General features: G+C 71.6%; 14 protein-coding genes. All 14 read right to left on the bottom strand.

The features are described 5' to 3' along the window. Positions 1 to 121: 121 nt before the first annotated feature. The 14 genes from AC06FP_RS01340 to AC06FP_RS01275 are packed head-to-tail and all read right to left on the bottom strand — an operon-like array spanning position 122 to position 17,518. Positions 122 to 1,459 (bottom strand): type II secretion system protein, encoded by a 1,338-nt coding sequence (locus AC06FP_RS01340; RefSeq protein WP_478074198.1) that lies wholly within the window; start codon positions 1,457 to 1,459, stop codon positions 122 to 124. Continuing rightward, the gene (locus AC06FP_RS01335) at positions 1,456 to 2,556 is read right to left on the bottom strand and encodes a prepilin-type N-terminal cleavage/methylation domain-containing protein (RefSeq protein WP_478074197.1); all 1,101 of its coding nucleotides are present in this window, start codon (positions 2,554 to 2,556) and stop codon (positions 1,456 to 1,458) included. The genes AC06FP_RS01340 and AC06FP_RS01335 overlap by 4 nt, the downstream gene beginning before the upstream one ends. Continuing rightward, positions 2,553 to 5,744: a hypothetical protein gene (locus AC06FP_RS01330; protein WP_478074196.1), complete on the bottom strand. Its 3,192-nt coding sequence runs from the start codon at positions 5,742 to 5,744 to the stop codon at positions 2,553 to 2,555. Before AC06FP_RS01330 ends, AC06FP_RS01335 begins: the two co-directional genes overlap by 4 nt. A gap of 53 nt (positions 5,745 to 5,797) precedes the next feature. Then, a complete protein-coding gene (locus AC06FP_RS01325; RefSeq protein ID WP_478074195.1) occupies positions 5,798 to 6,550 on the bottom strand; it encodes a type II secretion system protein in 753 nt (250 codons plus the stop codon). A gap of 10 nt (positions 6,551 to 6,560) precedes the next feature. After that, positions 6,561 to 7,817 (bottom strand): type II secretion system F family protein, encoded by a 1,257-nt coding sequence (locus AC06FP_RS01320; protein ID WP_456116995.1) that lies wholly within the window; start codon positions 7,815 to 7,817, stop codon positions 6,561 to 6,563. After that, positions 7,814 to 9,520, bottom strand: a complete 1,707-nt coding sequence (locus tag AC06FP_RS01315) for a GspE/PulE family protein (RefSeq protein WP_478074194.1) — start codon at positions 9,518 to 9,520, stop codon at positions 7,814 to 7,816. Before AC06FP_RS01315 ends, AC06FP_RS01320 begins: the two co-directional genes overlap by 4 nt. After that, a complete protein-coding gene (locus AC06FP_RS01310; RefSeq protein ID WP_478074193.1) occupies positions 9,507 to 10,946 on the bottom strand; it encodes an AAA family ATPase in 1,440 nt (479 codons plus the stop codon). The genes AC06FP_RS01315 and AC06FP_RS01310 overlap by 14 nt, the downstream gene beginning before the upstream one ends. Continuing rightward, entirely contained in the window at positions 10,943 to 11,881 is a 939-nt protein-coding gene (locus tag AC06FP_RS01305) for a tetratricopeptide repeat protein (protein WP_478074192.1), read from the bottom strand. The genes AC06FP_RS01310 and AC06FP_RS01305 overlap by 4 nt, the downstream gene beginning before the upstream one ends. After that, positions 11,878 to 13,632 carry a pilus (MSHA type) biogenesis protein MshL gene (mshL, locus tag AC06FP_RS01300; RefSeq protein WP_478074191.1) on the bottom strand — a complete coding sequence of 585 codons (1,755 nt, stop codon included), beginning with the start codon at positions 13,630 to 13,632 and terminating at the stop codon, positions 11,878 to 11,880. Before mshL ends, AC06FP_RS01305 begins: the two co-directional genes overlap by 4 nt. Before the next feature lie 54 nt (positions 13,633 to 13,686). Continuing rightward, complete coding sequence (locus AC06FP_RS01295) at positions 13,687 to 14,475, bottom strand: type II secretion system protein (RefSeq protein WP_478074190.1); 789 nt, start codon at positions 14,473 to 14,475, stop codon at positions 13,687 to 13,689. Position 14,476: 1 nt separating this feature from the next. Further along, a complete protein-coding gene (locus AC06FP_RS01290; protein ID WP_478074189.1) occupies positions 14,477 to 15,073 on the bottom strand; it encodes a hypothetical protein in 597 nt (198 codons plus the stop codon). Then, on the bottom strand, positions 15,070 to 15,588 hold the full coding sequence (locus AC06FP_RS01285) for a hypothetical protein (protein ID WP_478074188.1): 519 nt from the start codon (positions 15,586 to 15,588) through the stop codon (positions 15,070 to 15,072). The genes AC06FP_RS01290 and AC06FP_RS01285 overlap by 4 nt, the downstream gene beginning before the upstream one ends. Beyond that, positions 15,585 to 16,985, bottom strand: coding sequence for a hypothetical protein (locus AC06FP_RS01280; protein ID WP_478074187.1), 1,401 nt, complete (start codon positions 16,983 to 16,985; stop codon positions 15,585 to 15,587). The genes AC06FP_RS01285 and AC06FP_RS01280 overlap by 4 nt, the downstream gene beginning before the upstream one ends. Further along, the gene (locus AC06FP_RS01275) at positions 16,982 to 17,518 is read right to left on the bottom strand and encodes a hypothetical protein (RefSeq protein WP_456116986.1); all 537 of its coding nucleotides are present in this window, start codon (positions 17,516 to 17,518) and stop codon (positions 16,982 to 16,984) included. Before AC06FP_RS01275 ends, AC06FP_RS01280 begins: the two co-directional genes overlap by 4 nt. Positions 17,519 to 17,521: the final 3 nt, after the last annotated feature.

The following is a 17,521-nucleotide window of genomic DNA, read 5'->3' as shown; positions in this document are numbered from 1 at the left end:
GCGTTCGCCGCGCGTCGTTGCGCCGGGGACTTGCCCGAGGGAGCGCGGGATGCGCGAGGTGGCAGGTGGCGTGCTACCGGCGTCGATCCGGTTTCCGCTCGATGGCCGGCGCATCATCCGCTCAGGGGCCGGTGTACTGGAGATTCCGCGCGGCGCTGCGCACGCTGGCATCGGGGAAGCCGCCGAGCATGTCCGCGCGGCGCGCGTTGCTGACGATCTGGTCCTCCAGGCGCCTGGCTTCGGCGGGGAAGCGGGCGGCGAACTGGTCGCGGTACTGCCTGGAGGTCGCGGCGTAGGTGCCCGCCGCCGCCAGCGCCGCGCCGGCGGCGATGGTGCTGCCGACGGCGGTGCCGATGCTGCCGCCGGCCACCGCCACGCGCCAGTTCCAGCCGCCATAGGTCTCGAACATCTCGGCGATGGTGTCCAGGGTTTCGGAGGTGGTGTTGATCAGGTCGGCGGTGGCGTCGATCAGCGCCACCGAGGCGTTCATGGCCTCGGCCACGCCCAGCTCGACCATGATGTCCAGCTGCGTTTCGTGGTTGGCCATGGCCGGCGTGGTCAGGCGCGCGGCCATGGCCACGTTGGCGTGCGCGTAGAGCGCCGGGGCGTAGTGTTCGCCGCAGCGCAGGCGGCTCCACAACTGGTCGATGCCCACCGCCAGCACCTTGTCCTGGTAGCCGTCGGCGCCGCCGCCGGGGCGGCGCGGGGACTGGAAGACCGGCGAGCTGGCGTCGTGCGCGGGCGCGAGCGGATTGACGATGGCCAGCGCATAGGCGACGTTGCCGGCGATCTGCGCGGGGTCCAGGTCGCGGCGCGTATGCACGTGCCGGGCGCTGGCCGGCAGCATCGCCGCGTTGCGGATCGCATCGCAGAAATCCATGCTGTTCAGGCTGTTCTGGCCGCTGTGCGGCAGGTTCGCGCAGTCCACCACGCTGCAGTTGTCCCACGGCTCGATCCTGCTGAAGGGGACGAAGCGGGGCGCGTTGATGGTCACCTGCAGCGGAACGGCCTGGTCGCCGATGTGGGCCAGGTCGGCGGGCAGCGCGGTGGCGACGTTGGCCACGCGCTGGCTGGCCGTGCTCCAGCCGGCCAATGGCGCGCTGTCGCCGCTGCGGCGCAGGACGCCGTAGCGGATGTTGCCGGCGCGTTGGTCGGGCAGGCTCAGCGTGCGCCAGGGCAACGTGCCCACTTCGCCCTGGGCGCAGTCCTCGCGCCCGTCGCTGAGCGGGCTGGCCGGGCAGGGCAGGCGCGCGTGGATGGTGGCGTAGCCCATCACCGCGTCGTCGGCGCGCTGCAGCAGGTCGCGCTGCGCCACCTGGCTGCGCTCGTGCGCGGTGTCGCTCAACCAGCGTGCCAGCAGGATGCCGATGAGGCCGAGGATGACCAGGGCCACGGTCAGTTCGATCAGCGAGAAACCGCGCTGGCGCGCGCGGGCGATGCGGGCGGAAACGGGCGTCATGGGTTCAGTCCTGCGCGGTCCAGGGTGAGGGTGGTGTCGCGGGCGTCCTGGTAGAGCGTGTCGACCCGGTTCATGAAATTCCTGACCTGGTCGCGCCGGGTCCTGGCGTCCTCGACGCCGTCCTCGGCTTCCTTGAAGGTCTCGACCGCGCTGGCCAGGCTCTTGGCCGCCTTGACGATGGACACCACCGACTTGGCCAGCTGCTTGGCGCCCGCGGAAAGGGTCAGCCCGTCCGGCGGCCAGCCCGAGGCCAGCAGGGTGATGGCGATGGCCTCGTTGGTGATGGCCTCGGCCATGGCGTAGACCGCCAGCGCCAGGCCGACGCCGGCCTGGTCGCGGGTGGTTTCGGCGATGTGGATGTCGAACTCGCGGAACTCGAAGTTGAAGCGGGTCAGTTCCAGCGCGCTCCAGGCCGACTGCGCGGCCTGCGCGCTGCCCTGGGTGCGCGCCAGGCGGTCGGTGCAGGCCAGGCGGCTGGCCAGTTCGCCCGGGCCGGCGGCGACGGTGGCCAGGCCGGTGTCGGCGGGCGTGCCGGGCATGGCCTGCGCCGCCGGCTTCCATTGCGCGTCGGCCTCGGCGCGGCCATGTCCGGCCATGCCGGAATGGCCCAGGTAATAGGCCACGGGCATGCCCAGCCCGGCCAGCGGCGCGGCGCTGCGTTGCTCCAGCAGCAGCTGCATGCACAGATCCAGGCCGTTGCGGCTGCCGGTGACCGCCAGCGGGTCACCTTCGGGCAGCAGCGGGTCGAACGCATTGGCGGGCGCCTGCGCCAGGCGCGGTTGCACCTGGTAATGGATGCGCATGCGTGCCGGCAGCCCGAGGTCGGCCACCGGCAGCCAGCCCTCGGCGGCGCCGGTGCCGCGGCCGTTGCCATCGCCGTCGGCCGAAGGCAGCTGGCCCATGCTGCGCATGTAGCCCAGCAGCGCCTGTTCGGCCTGCGCCAGTTCCTGCTGCTGGCGCTCGGCGTCGAGCACCTTGTTGCCCAGCGGCAGCAGGGTGAACAGCAGCACGGTCAACAGCGCGGCGATGGCCAGGGCCACGGCCAGTTCCACCAGGGTGAAGCCGGCCGGGCGCACACGCGGAGACGGGCACCTCATGGCTGCACCAGCGGCTGCGGGCCGGCCGAGCCCCGCGAATCGGCCCATTCCAGCGCCGGCTCCGCGCCGAATGCCATGGGGACTTCATCGCCGCCACCGGCGCTGCCGCTGCGCATGTCCTCGTATTCCTGCTTCAGCTTTTCGTACTGGGCCTTGAGGTCCTCGTAATGTTTTTTGGCATTGCTGGCGCCGAGTTTGGCGCGCTTCCAGTCCTCGAAGGCGCGGCTGTAGGGATAACGCTGGCAGTACAGGCCCACCTCGTAGGTATTGCCCCACAGGATGGTGCCTGGCCACCACCAGTGGCTGCCATTCCATTGCCGGCTGCTGAAGTACGCGCAGACGCGTTCGGGCAGCAGCTCGTACAACTGCAGCGACCCGAACGGCGTGCCACTGGCCGGGCGGGTGATCAGCAGCGGCGAACGGCCGCTGGTGTAGGGCTCGGGCGCGTAGAAGGGCAGGCGGCGGTCGGCCGTGCAGGTGCCGTCCACCTCCACCCAGTTGTCCTTCCAGTAACCGGTGGTCGGCGGCGAGGCATTGGCGTCGCCCGGCACCCAGATGGGGTGGTTCTCCTGCTTCTTGCAGGAATAGGTGTACGTCTCGATGATCGGCGACTGCTTCCAGGCATAGCTGACCGGGTTGTCGTCCTTGTCGCGGGTGATCTCGATGGCCCATTCGGACCAGTCGTAGCCGGGGCCGGCGGGATAGGTCAGCCAGGGCGCCTCTTTGCGGCTGATGCGCCGGTCGTAGGCATCGCTGGCATTGTCCATGCCCTGTTGCAGCCCGGCCCGTTCGGCCTTCAGTTCGTTGATGCGGTCCTGCATGTTGGGCCTGCAGACGGCATCGGGCGTGGGATCGCGCGGATAGGGCGGCGGCTGCAGGGTTTCGACCCAGCCGTAGTTCTTGTCGGCATCGCTGCCGCTGCGGTCGGTGCAGGCCGCGTCCCGATAGCGGCCGGTGCCGGGGCTGACCGCGGTGCAGACGCGCACCGGTTCGGGTTTCTGGCAGGTTTCTATGTAGAGCACCGTCAGTTTGGCGTTCTCGCACTTCTGCCGGGTCATGTCGGTGGCGGGGCTGGCGCCGCAATGCTGGTTGTCGTCGCGCTGCGCCTTCATCTTGGACAGGATGGCGTCGCTGCCGTTGAACCAGCTCTTGAAGTTGTCCTCGCGCAGGGCGATTTCCTTGTCCAGCTCCTCCTTGCGCATGCGCAAGGAGGACCAGTCCTGGGCGAGGCCGCGCAGGGCGATGGCGTCGGCTACGGCCTGGTCCTGGTTGTAGACGTAGTCGGTGATTTCCACGCGGTCGCGGTCGCCCTTGTCGCGGGTGATCGTCTTGGTGGGATCGTCGGGGTCCGGCACGGTTTCAGTGCCGACGAAGAGGCAGTTGCCCGCCTGTTGTTCGTATTGACCCGAATTTGCCCCGACGTACCGGCATTCCACGCGGGTCACCGCCTTGCCGTAGCGGCAGTCCTTCCAGTTGCCGCCGCAGATGTTCCTTTTTGTCTCGTTGACATCGATGCGCTCGACGATGCGGCCGTTCTCGGTCAGCTCGCCGTTGCCGGCCACGCCCACGCCCCATGGGGCCAGGCGCCAGCTTTCCAGGGCGTCCACCTGCACCTGCAGGGTTTCCCAGCTCTTCCTGGCCTCCCCGGTTTCCTGCTCCAGCCCCTTGCGCGGCGCGCCGGTCTCGTATTCGGGCTCGTAGACCGGGTTGCCGCTGCTGTCGTGCATCGGGTTGCCGTCGGCGTCGAGCCTGGGAATGAGGTTGCCGTTGGCATCGCGCCGGTAGACGATGCGGCATCTGTCCGCGGGCGGACGCGTATCGTCGCATTCGGTCTTGACCGCGCCTTCGTCGTTGGCGCAGTTGCGTGCCCAGAGCGTGCACTCGAGCTGTCGGCGGGCTTCGTCGGGATTGCTGACCGGCGGGATGACGGATTTCCTGGCCATGTCGCGCGCCTTGATCGTGGCCGCCAGCGCGGCGGTGACCAGCGGCAGCGAGGCGGCCTTGGCCGCCAGCGTCACGCCCTTGGTGCCCAGGCCGACGATGGAGGTCACCACCGCGGCGGTCTTGAGCGGCACCTCGGCGCAGGTCGCGCCCAGCGAGGCGATGCAGGTGACGATGGCGCGGACCAGCGACACCGAAGACGTAATCAGGGTGGTGATGTTGTCGGACAGGCTGACGGCGGTGGTCACCAGTTTGAAGATCACCGAGATCTGCGCCGCGACCGCGCCCTGCACCGCCGATTCGGTGGCGTCGATGTTGCTGGCCTGCAGTTCGCCCAGCGCGTCGTGCAGGGTGACGGCGGCGGCCAGCACGTCGATGCCGGCCAGCGAGACGTTGTACGGCGTGGCGGTTGCCGCGGCCGCGGCGGGCAGGCCCAGCGGCGTGGCGTAGGCGCGCGCGAGCGACGCCGGCGCGGTGCCGCCGAGCAGGCGGCAGCCGAGCATCTGCCCGGCGCCGTCGAAAGTGCGCACGCGCACGCGGTCGTCGTAGCCGCTGTCCCATGCCTGCCACGGCGCCGCCATCTGCGCGCCGGCGTTGCTGTTGGCCTCGTCCAGGCGCGCCGGCCCGGACTGCGGACCGGCCGCGGCGATGCCGTAGGCGACGTTCCAGGGCACGCCGGCGGTGCCGGCCCTGGCCGGATCGTGCGGAAGCGCCTGCGCCAGTTCCAGCGTGCGGCACAGGTCCAGGCCGTTGATGGCGACGAACGCGCGGCGGCCGGTTTCCTTGCCGTCCTCGTCCCTGGAAATGATCTCGCGCGCGCTGCCGTCGGTCAGCGGCGGCTGGTAGGTATTGCCGGGGGCGGTGAGGTCCAGGTGCGCGGCGGCGTCGCCGCGGTAGACCATGTAGGCCACCGGGCCGAACCGCATGCCGTTGCCGGAGGCGCCGAGCAGGGTGCGCGCCGGCAACCAGCCCTTTGCGTTGCCGGAAGCGCAGTTCTCCTCGCCGTTGGCGGTGTCGGCCGGGCACGGCAGGCGCGCGTTGGCGGCGGCGAAGGCGGCGATGGCCTCGTCCGCCCAGCGCAATGCCTGTTCCTGCGCGACGGCCTGCGCGGGCGCGCGCTTGGACTGCCAGAGCAGGGCGCCGGCGGCCAGCGCGCTGCCGACCAGCAGCAGGATCAGCATGACCTGCAGCACGCCGAAGCCGGCATGCGCGGTGGCGGGACGGGGACGATGCGTGGGCTGGTTCATGACGGGTGTCCTGAGGGCCGCAGTGGCGAAGCGTGGGCGGGTGGGCATGGCAGTCACTGGTTCATCCGCAGATAGCCGGTCATCACCTTGACCTGGCCGTCCTCGCGGCCGTTGCGGGTCTGGGTGTCGTCCTCGCTCCACGGGCGCGGCTGCGGCGCGTTGCCGGCGCCGATGGCGACCGTGCACAGGCTGCTGGCGCCGCTGTACTTGGCGACCGGCGCCTGCTCGCGCAGGCGGCCGAAGCAGGCGTCGATGCGGCCGTCGATGCGCGCGTCGAGCTGGTTGGCCAGTTCCGGGGTCATGCCCTTGAGCGCCATCACGTTGCGCACGCGCGGCTGGTAGCCGCCATCGGCCCTGGGCTCGGCCCAGTCGACGACGGTGCTGAAGCACACCTGCAGCTGCTGCGGATTGCCTTGGCTGTCGCGGTAGACGTAGAACGACTCCATGCCTTCGGCGCGCCCCTGCGGCAGGGCGACGCCGCGTTCGAGCATGGCCCTGCGCAGGGCGAAGTCGCCGGGGCTGTCGCACAGCTCGCGGCCGTTGCGGTCGAGCTCGCCGTTGATGCGGCCGCTGGGATTGGCCGGGTTGTCGCCCGGCACCACGCCGCTCTGCTGCACGTAGCGGTCGTAGGCGACGATCCAGCCCTGCACGAACTCGCTGCCGATGCGCTCGGCCTCGGCGCTGCGGTAGACGTCGCGGCCGACGCTGACCGCGCCGATGATCAGCGCGATGATCACCAGCACCACCGACATCTCCATCAGGGTGAAGCCGGCGGCCGACGCGCGGGGGCGGGAAGGACGGTGCATTGCGGGATCCTCAGAACTGCGGGGAAGCGATGGCCTGCTTGACCAGGTCGTAGACGGGCAGCAGCAGGGCGACGATCAGGAACACGAACATGCCGCCGGCCAGCAGCACCACCACCGGCTTGATGACTTCGGACAGGTTGGTGATCAGCCGCTGCAGGCGCAGGCTGTACTCGGCCGACAGGCGCGCGAACTGCGAGTCGAGCGTGCCGGTTTCCTCGCCCACGCCGATCATGCGCACCATCATCGAGGGGAAGCCGCCGACCTGGCGCATCGCCGCCGATACGCGGTCGCCGCGCTCGAGCACCTGGCGGATGGCGATGATGCGGTCGCGGTAGTACTCGTCGCGCATCGCCCGCTCCATCACCTGCAGGCTGCTGACCATGTCCACGCCGGCGCGGATCAGCAGCGCCATGTACTCGGTGAAGAAGGCCAGGCCCGAGGAATACATGATGGTCCTGGCGATGGGCAGCTTGTGCAGGGTGTAGTGCGCGGCGCGGCGGAAGCCGCGGCTGTAGCGCCAGGCCACCCACAGCACGAAGGCCGACACCAGCATGGCGCCGATGATGAAACCGATGTGGCCGATCAGCCATTCGGAGCCCTTCATCACCGCGATGGTCAGCGGCGGCAGCTTGGCGTTCATCTGCTTGAAGAGGTCGGCGAGGTTGGGGATGACGTAGTAGATCCAGAAGCCGCCGGCGGCGAAGATCGCCGAGAACACGAAGGCCGGGTAGATCAGCGCCTGGCGGGTGTCGGCGGTCATCTTGGAGATGCGTTCGATGTGGTCGGCCGACTCCATCAGCATCCTGTCCATGGTGCCGGTCTCGTCGCCGATCATCACCAGGTTGCGCACCGTCTCCGGGAACGAATCCGGGTAGCGCGACACCGCGTCGCTGAGCGAGGCGCCGGCATCGAGTTCGTCCAGCAGCCGGCGCGCCAACCGCGCGGCGTTGGAGGCGCGGCCGCTGCCCACCTCGTTGGCGACCGCGCGCAGCGCTTCCATGATGGGGATGCCGCTGGAGGTCATCACCGCCAGGTCGCGCAGCATGCCGGCCAGCTCGACCGGGCGGATGCTGGGCTTGACCAGCTGGGTGATGGAGCGCTGCGCCTCGGCCAGCCAGCCGGGGAAGCGGTACAGGCTCAGCACCACCGCATCGAAGTTCTTTTCCAGCCACATCCGCGCCGACGCGTCGTGCTCGACCGACAGCTGGGTGACGCCGCTGCGCACGCGGCCGCTGGAGAGCAGCAGGCGGTAGTAATAGACGTTCATGGCGCCGGCCCCACGCCGGCCACGCGCATCACTTCCTCGCTGGTGGTCTGGCCGGCGACCACGCGCGCCCTGGCGACATCCTCGATGCCGCGGAAGCCGGCGTTCATGGCCAGGTTGCGCAGCGCCTCGCGGCCGACGTCGTCGGCGATGCCGTTGGCCAGCGCCTCGTCCACCAGCATGATGTCGTACACCGGCAGGCGGCCGAGGAAGCCGCTGCCGCGGCAGCGCTCGCAACCGGCGCCGCGCTTGCCGCAGCTGCCTGCGGGCAGGTCCAGCCATTCCAGTTCGCGTTCGCCGAAGGGCACGTCGTGGGCGCAGAACGGGCAGTTCTGGCGGACCAGGCGCTGGTTGACCACGGCCAGCAGGTTGTCGGCGATGACCTGCGCCTCCAGGCCCAGCGGGCGCAGGCGCGGCACCACGCCGAACACGCTGGTTACGTGCAGGGTCGAGAGCACCAGGTGGCCGGTGGCCGCCGCTTCCAGCGCGGCCTGCGCGGTCTCGGCGTCGCGCATTTCGCCCAGCAGGATCACGTCCGGGTCGTGGCGCAGGAAGTGGCGCAGCGCCGAGCCGAACTCGTAGCCGGCGCGGCGGTTGACCTCGGTCTGGCCGGCGCCGGGCACGCGGTATTCGATGGGGTCTTCCACGGTGAGCACGTTGCGCTCGATCAGCGACTGCATGCGCAGCGCGGCGTGCAGCGACGAGCTCTTGCCCGAGCCGGTGGGGCCGGTGATCAGCACCAGCCCGGCGGGACGGGCGAACAGGCGCTCGAGCACGGCCACGTCCTCGGCGAAGAAGCCCAGCTCCTCCAGCCCGGCCAGGTCGCTGTGCTCGGGCAGCAGGCGCATGACCGTGCGTTCGCCGGCGTCGGTGATGAGGGTGGACACGCGCACGGTGACCGCCGAATCCAGCACCGTGGCGCGGAAGCTGCCGTCCTGCGGCCGGCGCTGCTCGGAGATGTCCATCTCCGCGGCCAGCTTGATGTAGCCGAGCAGGCGGTTGAGCGTGGTGGGCATGGCGAACATCGGCCGCAGCACGCCGTCGACGCGGAACAGCACATGCAGGCTGTCGTCGGACGGGGCCAGGTGGATGTCGGTGGTGCGCTCGCGCACGGCGTAGTGCAGCAGGTAGTCCAGCAGCTTCTCGGGGCTGTAGGCGTGGTCGTTGTCCGCCGACAGGCGCTTGATCTCGCGCTCGAGCAGGCTTTCGACCGGGTTCTGCGCGAAGTAGTAGGTGTGGCGGATCAGCCGCGCGACCTTGCCGTACTCGCCCTGCAGGAAGCGGCAGCGCAGGCCGCAGCGCTGCAGCACCAGCTGCTCCACCGCCTGGGTGTCGGCGTCGCCGAGCAGCACTTCCAGCGCGTCGCCGGCGCGGCGCAGCGGCAGGAACTGGCGCAGCTGGCACAGCTCGCGGTTGAACATCGCCAGCACCTGCGGCTCGGCATGCGCCAGCGTGTCCACCTGCACGTACTCGATGCCGTTCATCTCGGCCAGCACGCGCACGATGTCCGATTCGTTGGCCAGGCCGTGGCGGATCAGGATGCGGCCCAGGCGCTGTTTCTCGACTTCGTTCTTCTGCAGGGCGTACTGCAGCTGGGTGGCGTCGATCAGGCCGCGTTCGAGCAGGCGTTCGCCCAGGCGCGGGCCGTCCTTCTGCACGGCGGAGGGGGGCGCGGAGCGGGCGGGAAGGGGATCAACCGTTGCCATGGTGCTGCGTTTCCGGAGAAAGGGGCGAGGCGGCGGCGCGTGCCGCCAGCAGGGTGTCGAACAGGAACAGCGTGGCCGGGTCGGGCGCGCCGCTGGACGGCAGGCCGCTGCGTTGCTGGAAGCGCGCGATGGCGCTGCGCATCCGCGGGCCGTACAGGCCGTCGAGCGCGCCGTCGTAGAGGCCTTCGGCGTGCAGCAGCGCCTGTACCGCCTGCAGCCGCGCGCGCTGGTGCTGCGCGGCGAGGAAATCCTCCGCGCGCAGGCCGCTGCGCCATCCCGCCTGCCAGCCGCCGGCAAGGCGGCGCAGGCACAGGCCCTCGCGCGTGGGCAGGCGTGCCAGCCAGGCGTCGGAGACCGTGTGTACCTGCACGTCGGCCCCGCCCAGGCCGCGCAGGCAGGCGTTCCAGTCCGCGTCGTCTTGGCCGGCGGAGGCAGCGGCCGGAACAGATATGGCGCGAAGCGCTGGCGGCGCATCTTCCGCGCGCGTATCGGCGCCGCGCAGGGCCAGGACCAGCAGGGTCGCGGCCACGGCGCCGGCCAGCGAGGCGGCGGTCGCCAGCGGCAGGCGCGCGCGCCGGGCGCGGCGCGGCAGCGGGCGGGCGCCGGCTTCGGCGGCGGCGGTGCGGACCAGCGCCGGATCGATCACCCGCGCCTGCGCCGGCAGGGCATACAGGCCGTACAGGCAGCGGTCCATGATCTGGTGGATGCGGCGCGGGTTGCCGCCGCTGGCGCGGTGCAGGGCCTGCGCGGCGTCGGCGCGCAGGCGGATGCCGGGGCTGGGGTTGCCGGCGGCCTGGAGGCGGTAGTGCACGTAGCGCTGCACCTCGTCGGCGGCCAGCACGTCCAGCTGCACGTGCTTGCAGATGCGGCTGGTCAGCTGGCGGATGCCGGGCTGTTCCAGGTTGGCGCGCAGTTCCGGCTGCCCGGCCAGGACGATCTGCAGCAGCTTCTCCTGGCCGGTTTCCAGGTTGGTGAGCAGGCGCAGCAGTTCCAGGCTTTCCAGGGTCAGGTTCTGCGCGTCGTCGATCATCAGCACGCAGGTGACCTGCGCGCGCCATTGCTGGACCAGGAAGCGGTTGAGGGTTTCGATGTCGGCCGCCGGCGTGCCGCGTGCTTCCAGGCCGAAGTCGCGCAGCACCGCGGCCAGCAGGTCCGGACCCTGCAGGAAGGTGTTGAACACCATCGAGGTGACCACGCCCTCGCCGTCGAGCGAGAACAGCAGCCGGCGCAGGAAGGTGCTCTTGCCGGTGCCGATCTCGCCGGTCAGCAGCACGAAGCCGGCGCGGCTGCGCAGGCAGTGCGCCGCTTCCACCCGCTCGGCCTCCAGCCGCGCGGTCTGGAACCACGCCGCCGCATCGGGCGTGGGCGGGAACGGCGCGCGTTCCAGTCCCAGTGTCTGCAGGTGGCGGGCGAGGGCCGGGTTCATGGCGCGGCGCTGTCCAGTTCGGCCAGCGCGCGGGCGACCTGCGGTGAGCGCGGGTAGCGCCCGGACAGCCGCGCCAGCCGCTCGCGGGCGGCGTCGGCATCGCCACGGCGGGCGTCGAGCAGGGCGATGTTGACGCCGGCGTTGACGTCTTCGGGAACGCGCTCGGCGATCCGGCGGTACAGCGTTTCGGCCTGGGCGGTGTCGTTGCCGGCATGGGCGATCCAGGCCTGCATGCGCAGCAGGGTCAGGCTTTCCGGCGGCAGCAGGCTGTCCAGCCGCGCCAGCGCCTGGCGCGCGGTGGCCAGGTCGCCGCCGGCCATCGCGCGCTCGACCTCGGCCACGGCCTGTTCCACCGCGCGGTGGTCCATGCCGGCATCGACGGGCGCGGTACCGGTGCGGTGTTCGACCTGGATGCGGATCGCGGGGGTGGCGCCATCGCTGGCGGCGACGGCGGTGGCCGGCACCGGCGTCGCGGCGGGGCGGGTGGGCGCTGGCGCCGCCGGCGGCAGCGCGTCTGCGCCGGCGTCGGGCAGCGCAGGTTGCGCCTGCGCGGCGATGGCCGGCGCGGCGGGATGTTCTGCCGCCTGCGGGGCGACGGCCTCCGCACGCGCGGTCGCCGGCGCGCTGGCCGGAGGCGGTGGCGCGGCCGCGGCGGTGGCGATCACGGGGGCGGCTGCGATGTTGGCGGTTACCGGCAGGACCGCGTCGACAGCATCCACGGCGGCGACAGGCACCGGCGGTCCGGCTTCGCCGCGCCCGCCGAAGGCCAGCAGCAGCGTGCCGGCGAGCAGGAAGCCGGCCACGCCGGCCGCGGCGAACAGCGCCGGGCCGCGCACGGCCGCCGGCTGCCGCGCCCACCAGGACGCGCGCGGCGCGGGGCGGACCGGCAGCGCCGGGCCGTCCTGTTCCCGCAGCGCGTCGTGGATCAGGCTCATATCACCTTCACCCGCAGCACCAGCACCAGTTCGCGCGTGCTCTGCTGCTTGGCGCGCGAGCCGAACAGCTTGCCGAAGGCCGGCACGTCGGACAGGCCGGGGATGCCGCTGTCGTTGAGGTTGGCCTTCTGGTCGATCAGGCCGCCGAGCAGCACGGTGTCGCCGTCGTGCAGGTTGAGCGTGGTGGTGATGCCCTTGACGTTGACCACCGGCAGGGTGACGGCGTTGCCGTTGGGGAACTTCTGCAGTTCCAGGCTGCCCGGCACCACTTCGGTCTGCATCGGGTGGACCAGCAGTTCGACGCCGCCGTTGTCGTGCACGATCGGCGCCACGCCGATCACCACGCCGGAGAACAGCGAGTCGGTCTGGATGTCGGTGGACTGGTTGTAGGCGCTGCCGCCGCCGGTGTTGGAGAAGTTGCTGGTGGACTTGGTGACGTAGCGGATGTTGGAACCCACGCTCAGGTAGGCCGGGCTGCCGTTGCGCACGCGCACGCTGGGGTTGGACAGCACCTTGACGTTGCCGAAGGTGCGCAGCGCGTTGAGCGCGGCCGAGAAGGTGTCGGTGAGGTAGCTGATGCCCAGCCCGCGCCCGGCCACCGAGCCCAGCGTCTGGTTGGGGAAGATGATGTTGCGCGCCTGGTCGCCGTAGCGGCCATAGCGCTGGTAGGGCAGCAGGTTGGGGTTCTCGGGGATGCCCAGGTCGGGGTTGGCCGGCGTGCCCGGCATCGGCGCGATGGTGGCCGGGCTGTCGCCGTAGATGCCGGCCACGCGGTTGCGCAGCAGGTTCCAGTCCACGCCGTACTGGAAGTTGTCGTTGAGCGACACGTCCAGGATCTGCGCCTCCACCAGCACCTGGCGGCGCATCTTGCGGGTGGTGTGGCCGACCAGTTCCTCCACCGCGCGGATCTGCGAGGGGCGGGCGCGCACGAACAGCGTGCCGGAGCCGGGGTCCAGGCTGTAACGGCCCTTTTCCGGCGCCGGCGGATCGTCCGGGCCGCGCGCGGTGGCGGCCTGTTCGTCGCTGCCCAGGATCACCTTGAGCGCGGCGTCCAGCTGCTTGTACGGGTCGTTGTCCTTGCCGACGCTGCCGCTCATGGTCAGGGTGCCGCGCAGCGACTGGCCGCCGCCGCCGGCGCTCTGGATGCCGGCGCCGAACACGTCGCCGCCGGTGGAAAGGTCGAAGGAGGTGCTGGCGTTGAGCAGGTCCACGTTGAAGATGCGTTCGCGCATCTGCCCGACCACCAGCGCGCCGCCGCGGATCTCGCCGTGCAGGTCGAAGGCGTCGAGGATGTGGTTGTAGACCTCGCGCGCGCTGACGTTGCGCAGGTGCAGGCTGGTGCGCTGGCGCTGCTCGAGCACGTGCGGGTCCACGATCAGGTTCATCTTCAGCTCGTCGGCCAGCGCCCACAGCAGCTGGCCGACGTCGGCGTTGAACATGCTGATGCTGACCACGGTGTTTTCCAGCGGGTCGTAGGCCGGCGCCACCGGCGCGGTGGTCTCGGCGCGCTGCTGCAGGCGCTGCTCGACCTGTTCGCGCATGCGGTCCTGCTGGCTGGCGAGCTTCTTCGATTCCTCGACGATGGCCGTGCCGCTGCGCTCCAGCGCCTTGTATTCGGTCGGCGGCAGCTCCTGCACGCTGCGCGGCGGCATGTTGCTGCACGCGGTCAGCGCCAACGCGCCGACCGCGCTGACGAGCGTTCTGACCGTGGGGCGGCGTGGGACGCGGGCGGTGCGGGCGTTGGCATTCATCGGTTCTGTACCTTGGAAGGAGGCGGTGGAAGGCAGAAGGAAAGGCATCGGCGGTCAGCGCGTGATGGCCATCAGCCAGCCGAGCAGGGCGGTGGCGCTTTCGGCGACGACGAGGTCGTCGTAGCGCTCATCGCCGGGGTAGTCGGGCGGGGTGACGCAGGTGCCGGTGCCCTGGGCGAAGGCGCGGTTGTTGCTGCCGTCGAAGCCGGCATCGCCGCTGCCGCCGTCGCGCGCGCCGACCGGGGCCACCAGCACGAAGGCGGGATTGACCCGCCGCGTGCCGGCGCCGCTGCTGCCGCACTGCGTGGGCGTGCCGCCGCTGACGTAGTGCGGCTGGCTGGCCAGCGGCGCGGTGAGCGTGCTGGCGGCCATGCGCGACAGCGCCGCGCCAAAGCCGCCGGTGTACTCCAGGTCCGGCTGGTCGGCCGATTCGCGCGCGGGCGCGACCAGGTCGGTGGTGGCCGTGCCGCGATGCACGCCATAGCGCAGGCGCTCGCCGCGCACCGGCACGTCCAGCCCGAGGCTGGCGTAGGGAAGCCAGCCGACATTGGCGCTGGCGGTGCAGCTGCCGTTGTCGCCCTCGAAACCGGTGTCTCCGGTGCCCGACAGGTCCGGGCAGGGCAGGCGCTTGTTGCGCAGCGCGAAGGCGTACAGCGCCTGCCGCGCGGTCTCGGCGTGGGCGCGGGCGGCGTTGTGGCGGCGCGCCTGGCCGAGGTTGTCGAAGGCGGACAGCGCGGTCATGGTCAGCAGACCGAGCACGCCCACGACCACGGCCAGCTCCACCAGCGAGAAGCCGCTGCGCGTGCCGGGGCCGAGCCGTGCGGGGCGGTGGCGTGGGCGCATGTCACTGCGTCCGTCCCGGGCCGGCGGGCAGGCCGGCGGGGGCCACGTCGTAGCGCAGCTGGCCCTGCAGCTGCTGCAGTTCGGCCAGGATGTCGGCATTGCGCCGGCGCTGGGCGGGGCTGTCCGGCTTCTGCGTGGACTCGGCCAATTCCACCGCCAGCGACTGCGCGCGCCTGGCGATCAGCAGGTTGTTGCGCAGCGCGTCCAGGCGCACGTCCGGCGGCGTCTTGCCGGACTTTTCGAGCTGGTCGAGCTGGGCCAGCAGGTCGTCGGCCATGCGCACGTTGTGGTCGGATTTCAGGCGGATGTCGGCCAGCGAGCGGCCGATGTCCGTCGCCGACGCGGCAGGCGCGGTGGCGGCCGCGGCCCGTTGCACGGCGGTGCCGCCAGCCACGGCTTCGGCCTGCATCCACGGCGGTGTCTCTTCGCGTGAAGGCGGAGCCGCCACGGGTGCGGCGCTGGCGGCCGCCGCCTCGGCAGGCGCTGGTGCCGGCGCAGCGGCATCGCCACCGAAATGGCGCGCGGCCAGCAGCGCCAGCGCGCCGCCGGCGGCCAGGCCGACGCCCCACAGCAGCGGCTTGCGGTAGGCGGGGTTCATCGGCCTGCCCCCGTTCCGGTCGTGTATGGCGACGGCACCGGCAGGGTGGTCTGTTCGCCGGCTGCGTTGCGGATGCGCACCCAGTCCGGACCGATGGCGAGCACGCGCGCGCCGCTGGCCAGCCGCGAACCGCGCTGGACGCGCTGGCCGTCGATGACCGCGCTGCGGCGGCCATCGGCGATCAGCACCAGCGAGACGCTGTGCGCGGTGTCGCTCTCCGCGCCGGCGGCGAGGGTGGACGACGGGCCGACCTCGCTGGCCGGCGGCGTGGCCAGCGGCAGCGCCAGCAGCGGCTGGCCGTCACCGACCGGCGCGCCGCGGCGCAGGCGCTCGACCTGCGCCTGCATCTGCTGGTTGCGCGCGATGGCCGCGCGCAGTTCCACCATGGCGGCGGTTTCGTCGGCGTCGTTGCCCAGCTGCAGCACGGCCGGCTTGACCACGACCATCGTCGCCAGCCAGCCGGTGACCGCCAGCCAGACCACGAGCGCGATGGCGGCGATGAACTTGATCTTCATGGGCGGACCTCTGCCGCCGGAGCCGGCGGACGCTTGAGCAGGTAGGAGAAGAAGCCGCCGGCCGAACGGGTATTCAGGCCGCCGCCCTGCGGATCGACCGGCTGCGGATCGAACCCGGCCCGGCGCAGGCCCTCGACGAAGGCCGGCACCTGCATGCCCGGCGTACCGCGCCAGGCGTCGGCCACGCCGTCCACGCGCAGGGTGTAGTCGCCCGCGGGCGGGGCCGGCGCGGCCGGCATGCCGGGGGGGGCGACGGCGACGGGCGGTTCTTCCAGCTTCACGCGCAGGATGCGCACCTGCCCGGCGGCGGCATCGCGCACCAGCGCCAGGCTGGCACCGGGGTCGGCGCCGTCCTGCAGGCGCACGGCGCGTTCGACGAAGGCCTGCACGGGGGCGAACCCTTCCGGCATGGCCTGCTGCGCCTGCATCGTGGCGATCCGCTGTTCGATGGCGTCGATTTCCGTGCCCAGCTGGTCGGCACGCGCATTGGCCTCGCTGCCGGTCAACGCCCAGCGGGCGCCGAGCGCGGCGAGGATCAGCGCGAATACCAGCGACGCGGCGCTGGCCATGGGCAGCAGCGACTCGGCGCTCCAGGCCAGGCGGCTGGCCGCCGGGTTGACCGCGATGCCGGGGCCGGCCTGGGACTGGATCCAGCCGATGCCGCTGCGGTACTCGTTGCCGTCCGCATCGCGCACCACGCGCAGCGGCACGCTGTCGACCTTCAGGCCGCTGCGCGCGGAAAAGACCTCGCGCAGGGCGTCGTCGCCCCACGGCTGGCCCTCGGCCGGGCGCGGCACCAGCACCGGACACCATTGCAGGACCAGCGGCTCCAGGCTGTCCTCGCCGTTGCCGAGGTCCTCGGCGAACTGCTCGGCGAGCGCGCCGACGGTCATCGCCAGGTCGGCCGGATCCTCGCTGTAGGCCAGCGCGCTGCGGTAGACCATGTCGTGCCTGAGCACGGCCAGCACGCTGACCTGGCGGCCGGACTGCAGCACCAGCCCCAGGCCCGGCCTGAGCGCCTTGAACAGCAGCGAGGTGAAGGGAATCAGCAGGCAATGGTCCGGCTGCGCCTCGGCCCACGCATAGGTCTGCTGCCACAGGTCCAGCGGAACCGCGGTGAACAGGGTCTGGTAGCCGGCGCCGATGCTGCGCGTGCGGTGGATCAGGATCTTGCTTTCGCCGTCGATCATGCCGTCCGAACGCAGCCGCCGTTCGATCAGGGCCACCGCGTGCGCGGGGCTGCCTTCCAGCGAAATGACGTTGCTGACCGCATTCTCGAAATCGCCGACCACCACCGCCGCGCCGGCCAGGCGCGGGCGGCCCTCGCTGCGGGCGACGGTGGCGCCGTCGAACAGCAGCCAGTGGCCCTGTTGCTGGATGACGTGGAGCAGGCTCATGGCAGCGGATTCCCGTGGTTGCCGGCGTCGTTGGCGGTCTGGAACAGCAGGCTGCCGCGCAGGGTCAGCGACAGCGGTGCGGGCCGGCGGTCGAGGCTGCCCGGCGGGTCGAACAGCCCTTCGTCCGGATGGGTGACGGCGATCTCGAAGGATTCGGCGCCGAACAGGTGGTCGGGCGAGCGCTGCACGCTGGCCAGCAGCGGCAGCGCCTCCTCGCGGTTCATCTGGCTCTGGCGCAGGTTGATCAGGCGTTCGCCCCAGGCTCCGGGCACCAGCCCGTTGGCCTGGGCGCCGGCCAGCAGCTGGCGCGCGGAGTTGGCGTGCTCCACGCGCAGCCGCGTCTCCTGCTCGCGCACCTTGGCTTCGGACAGCAGCTGGTTGCGGTCGCCCAGCCGCTGGTAGGCGTCGGCCAGGGCCGAGCGTTCCTTGATGAACCACACCGCCGCCGCCACCAGCGAGGCCAGGGTGGCGGAGAACAGCAGCAGCGAGGTGCGGCGCGAATGGCGCAGGCGTGCGAGCAGGGCCGGGCGCATCGG

This window comes from Stenotrophomonas sp. Steno-Z2 (assembly GCF_056393235.1).
This window is presented reverse-complemented; position numbering and strand designations above follow the sequence as displayed.

Bases quoted from the DNA above. Each gene is read 5' to 3' on its own strand.
- mshL (WP_478074191.1), bottom strand. From the start codon at position 13,632: ATGAATGCCAACGCCCGCACCGCCCGCGTCCCACGCCGCCCCACGGTC.
- AC06FP_RS01305 (WP_478074192.1), bottom strand. From the start codon at position 11,881: ATGAGCCTGATCCACGACGCGCTGCGGGAACAGGACGGCCCGGCGCTG.
- AC06FP_RS01325 (WP_478074195.1), bottom strand. From the start codon at position 6,550: ATGCACCGTCCTTCCCGCCCCCGCGCGTCGGCCGCCGGCTTCACCCTG.
- AC06FP_RS01320 (WP_456116995.1), bottom strand. From the start codon at position 7,817: ATGAACGTCTATTACTACCGCCTGCTGCTCTCCAGCGGCCGCGTGCGC.
- AC06FP_RS01310 (WP_478074193.1), bottom strand. From the start codon at position 10,946: ATGAACCCGGCCCTCGCCCGCCACCTGCAGACACTGGGACTGGAACGC.
- AC06FP_RS01330 (WP_478074196.1), bottom strand. From the start codon at position 5,744: ATGAACCAGCCCACGCATCGTCCCCGTCCCGCCACCGCGCATGCCGGC.
- AC06FP_RS01290 (WP_478074189.1), bottom strand. From the start codon at position 15,073: ATGAACCCCGCCTACCGCAAGCCGCTGCTGTGGGGCGTCGGCCTGGCC.
- AC06FP_RS01280 (WP_478074187.1), bottom strand. From the start codon at position 16,985: ATGAGCCTGCTCCACGTCATCCAGCAACAGGGCCACTGGCTGCTGTTC.
- AC06FP_RS01335 (WP_478074197.1), bottom strand. From the start codon at position 2,556: ATGAGGTGCCCGTCTCCGCGTGTGCGCCCGGCCGGCTTCACCCTGGTG.
- AC06FP_RS01315 (WP_478074194.1), bottom strand. From the start codon at position 9,520: ATGGCAACGGTTGATCCCCTTCCCGCCCGCTCCGCGCCCCCCTCCGCC.
- AC06FP_RS01340 (WP_478074198.1), bottom strand. From the start codon at position 1,459: ATGACGCCCGTTTCCGCCCGCATCGCCCGCGCGCGCCAGCGCGGTTTC.
- AC06FP_RS01295 (WP_478074190.1), bottom strand. From the start codon at position 14,475: ATGCGCCCACGCCACCGCCCCGCACGGCTCGGCCCCGGCACGCGCAGC.
- AC06FP_RS01285 (WP_478074188.1), bottom strand. From the start codon at position 15,588: ATGAAGATCAAGTTCATCGCCGCCATCGCGCTCGTGGTCTGGCTGGCG.
- AC06FP_RS01275 (WP_456116986.1), bottom strand. From the start codon at position 17,518: ATGCGCCCGGCCCTGCTCGCACGCCTGCGCCATTCGCGCCGCACCTCG.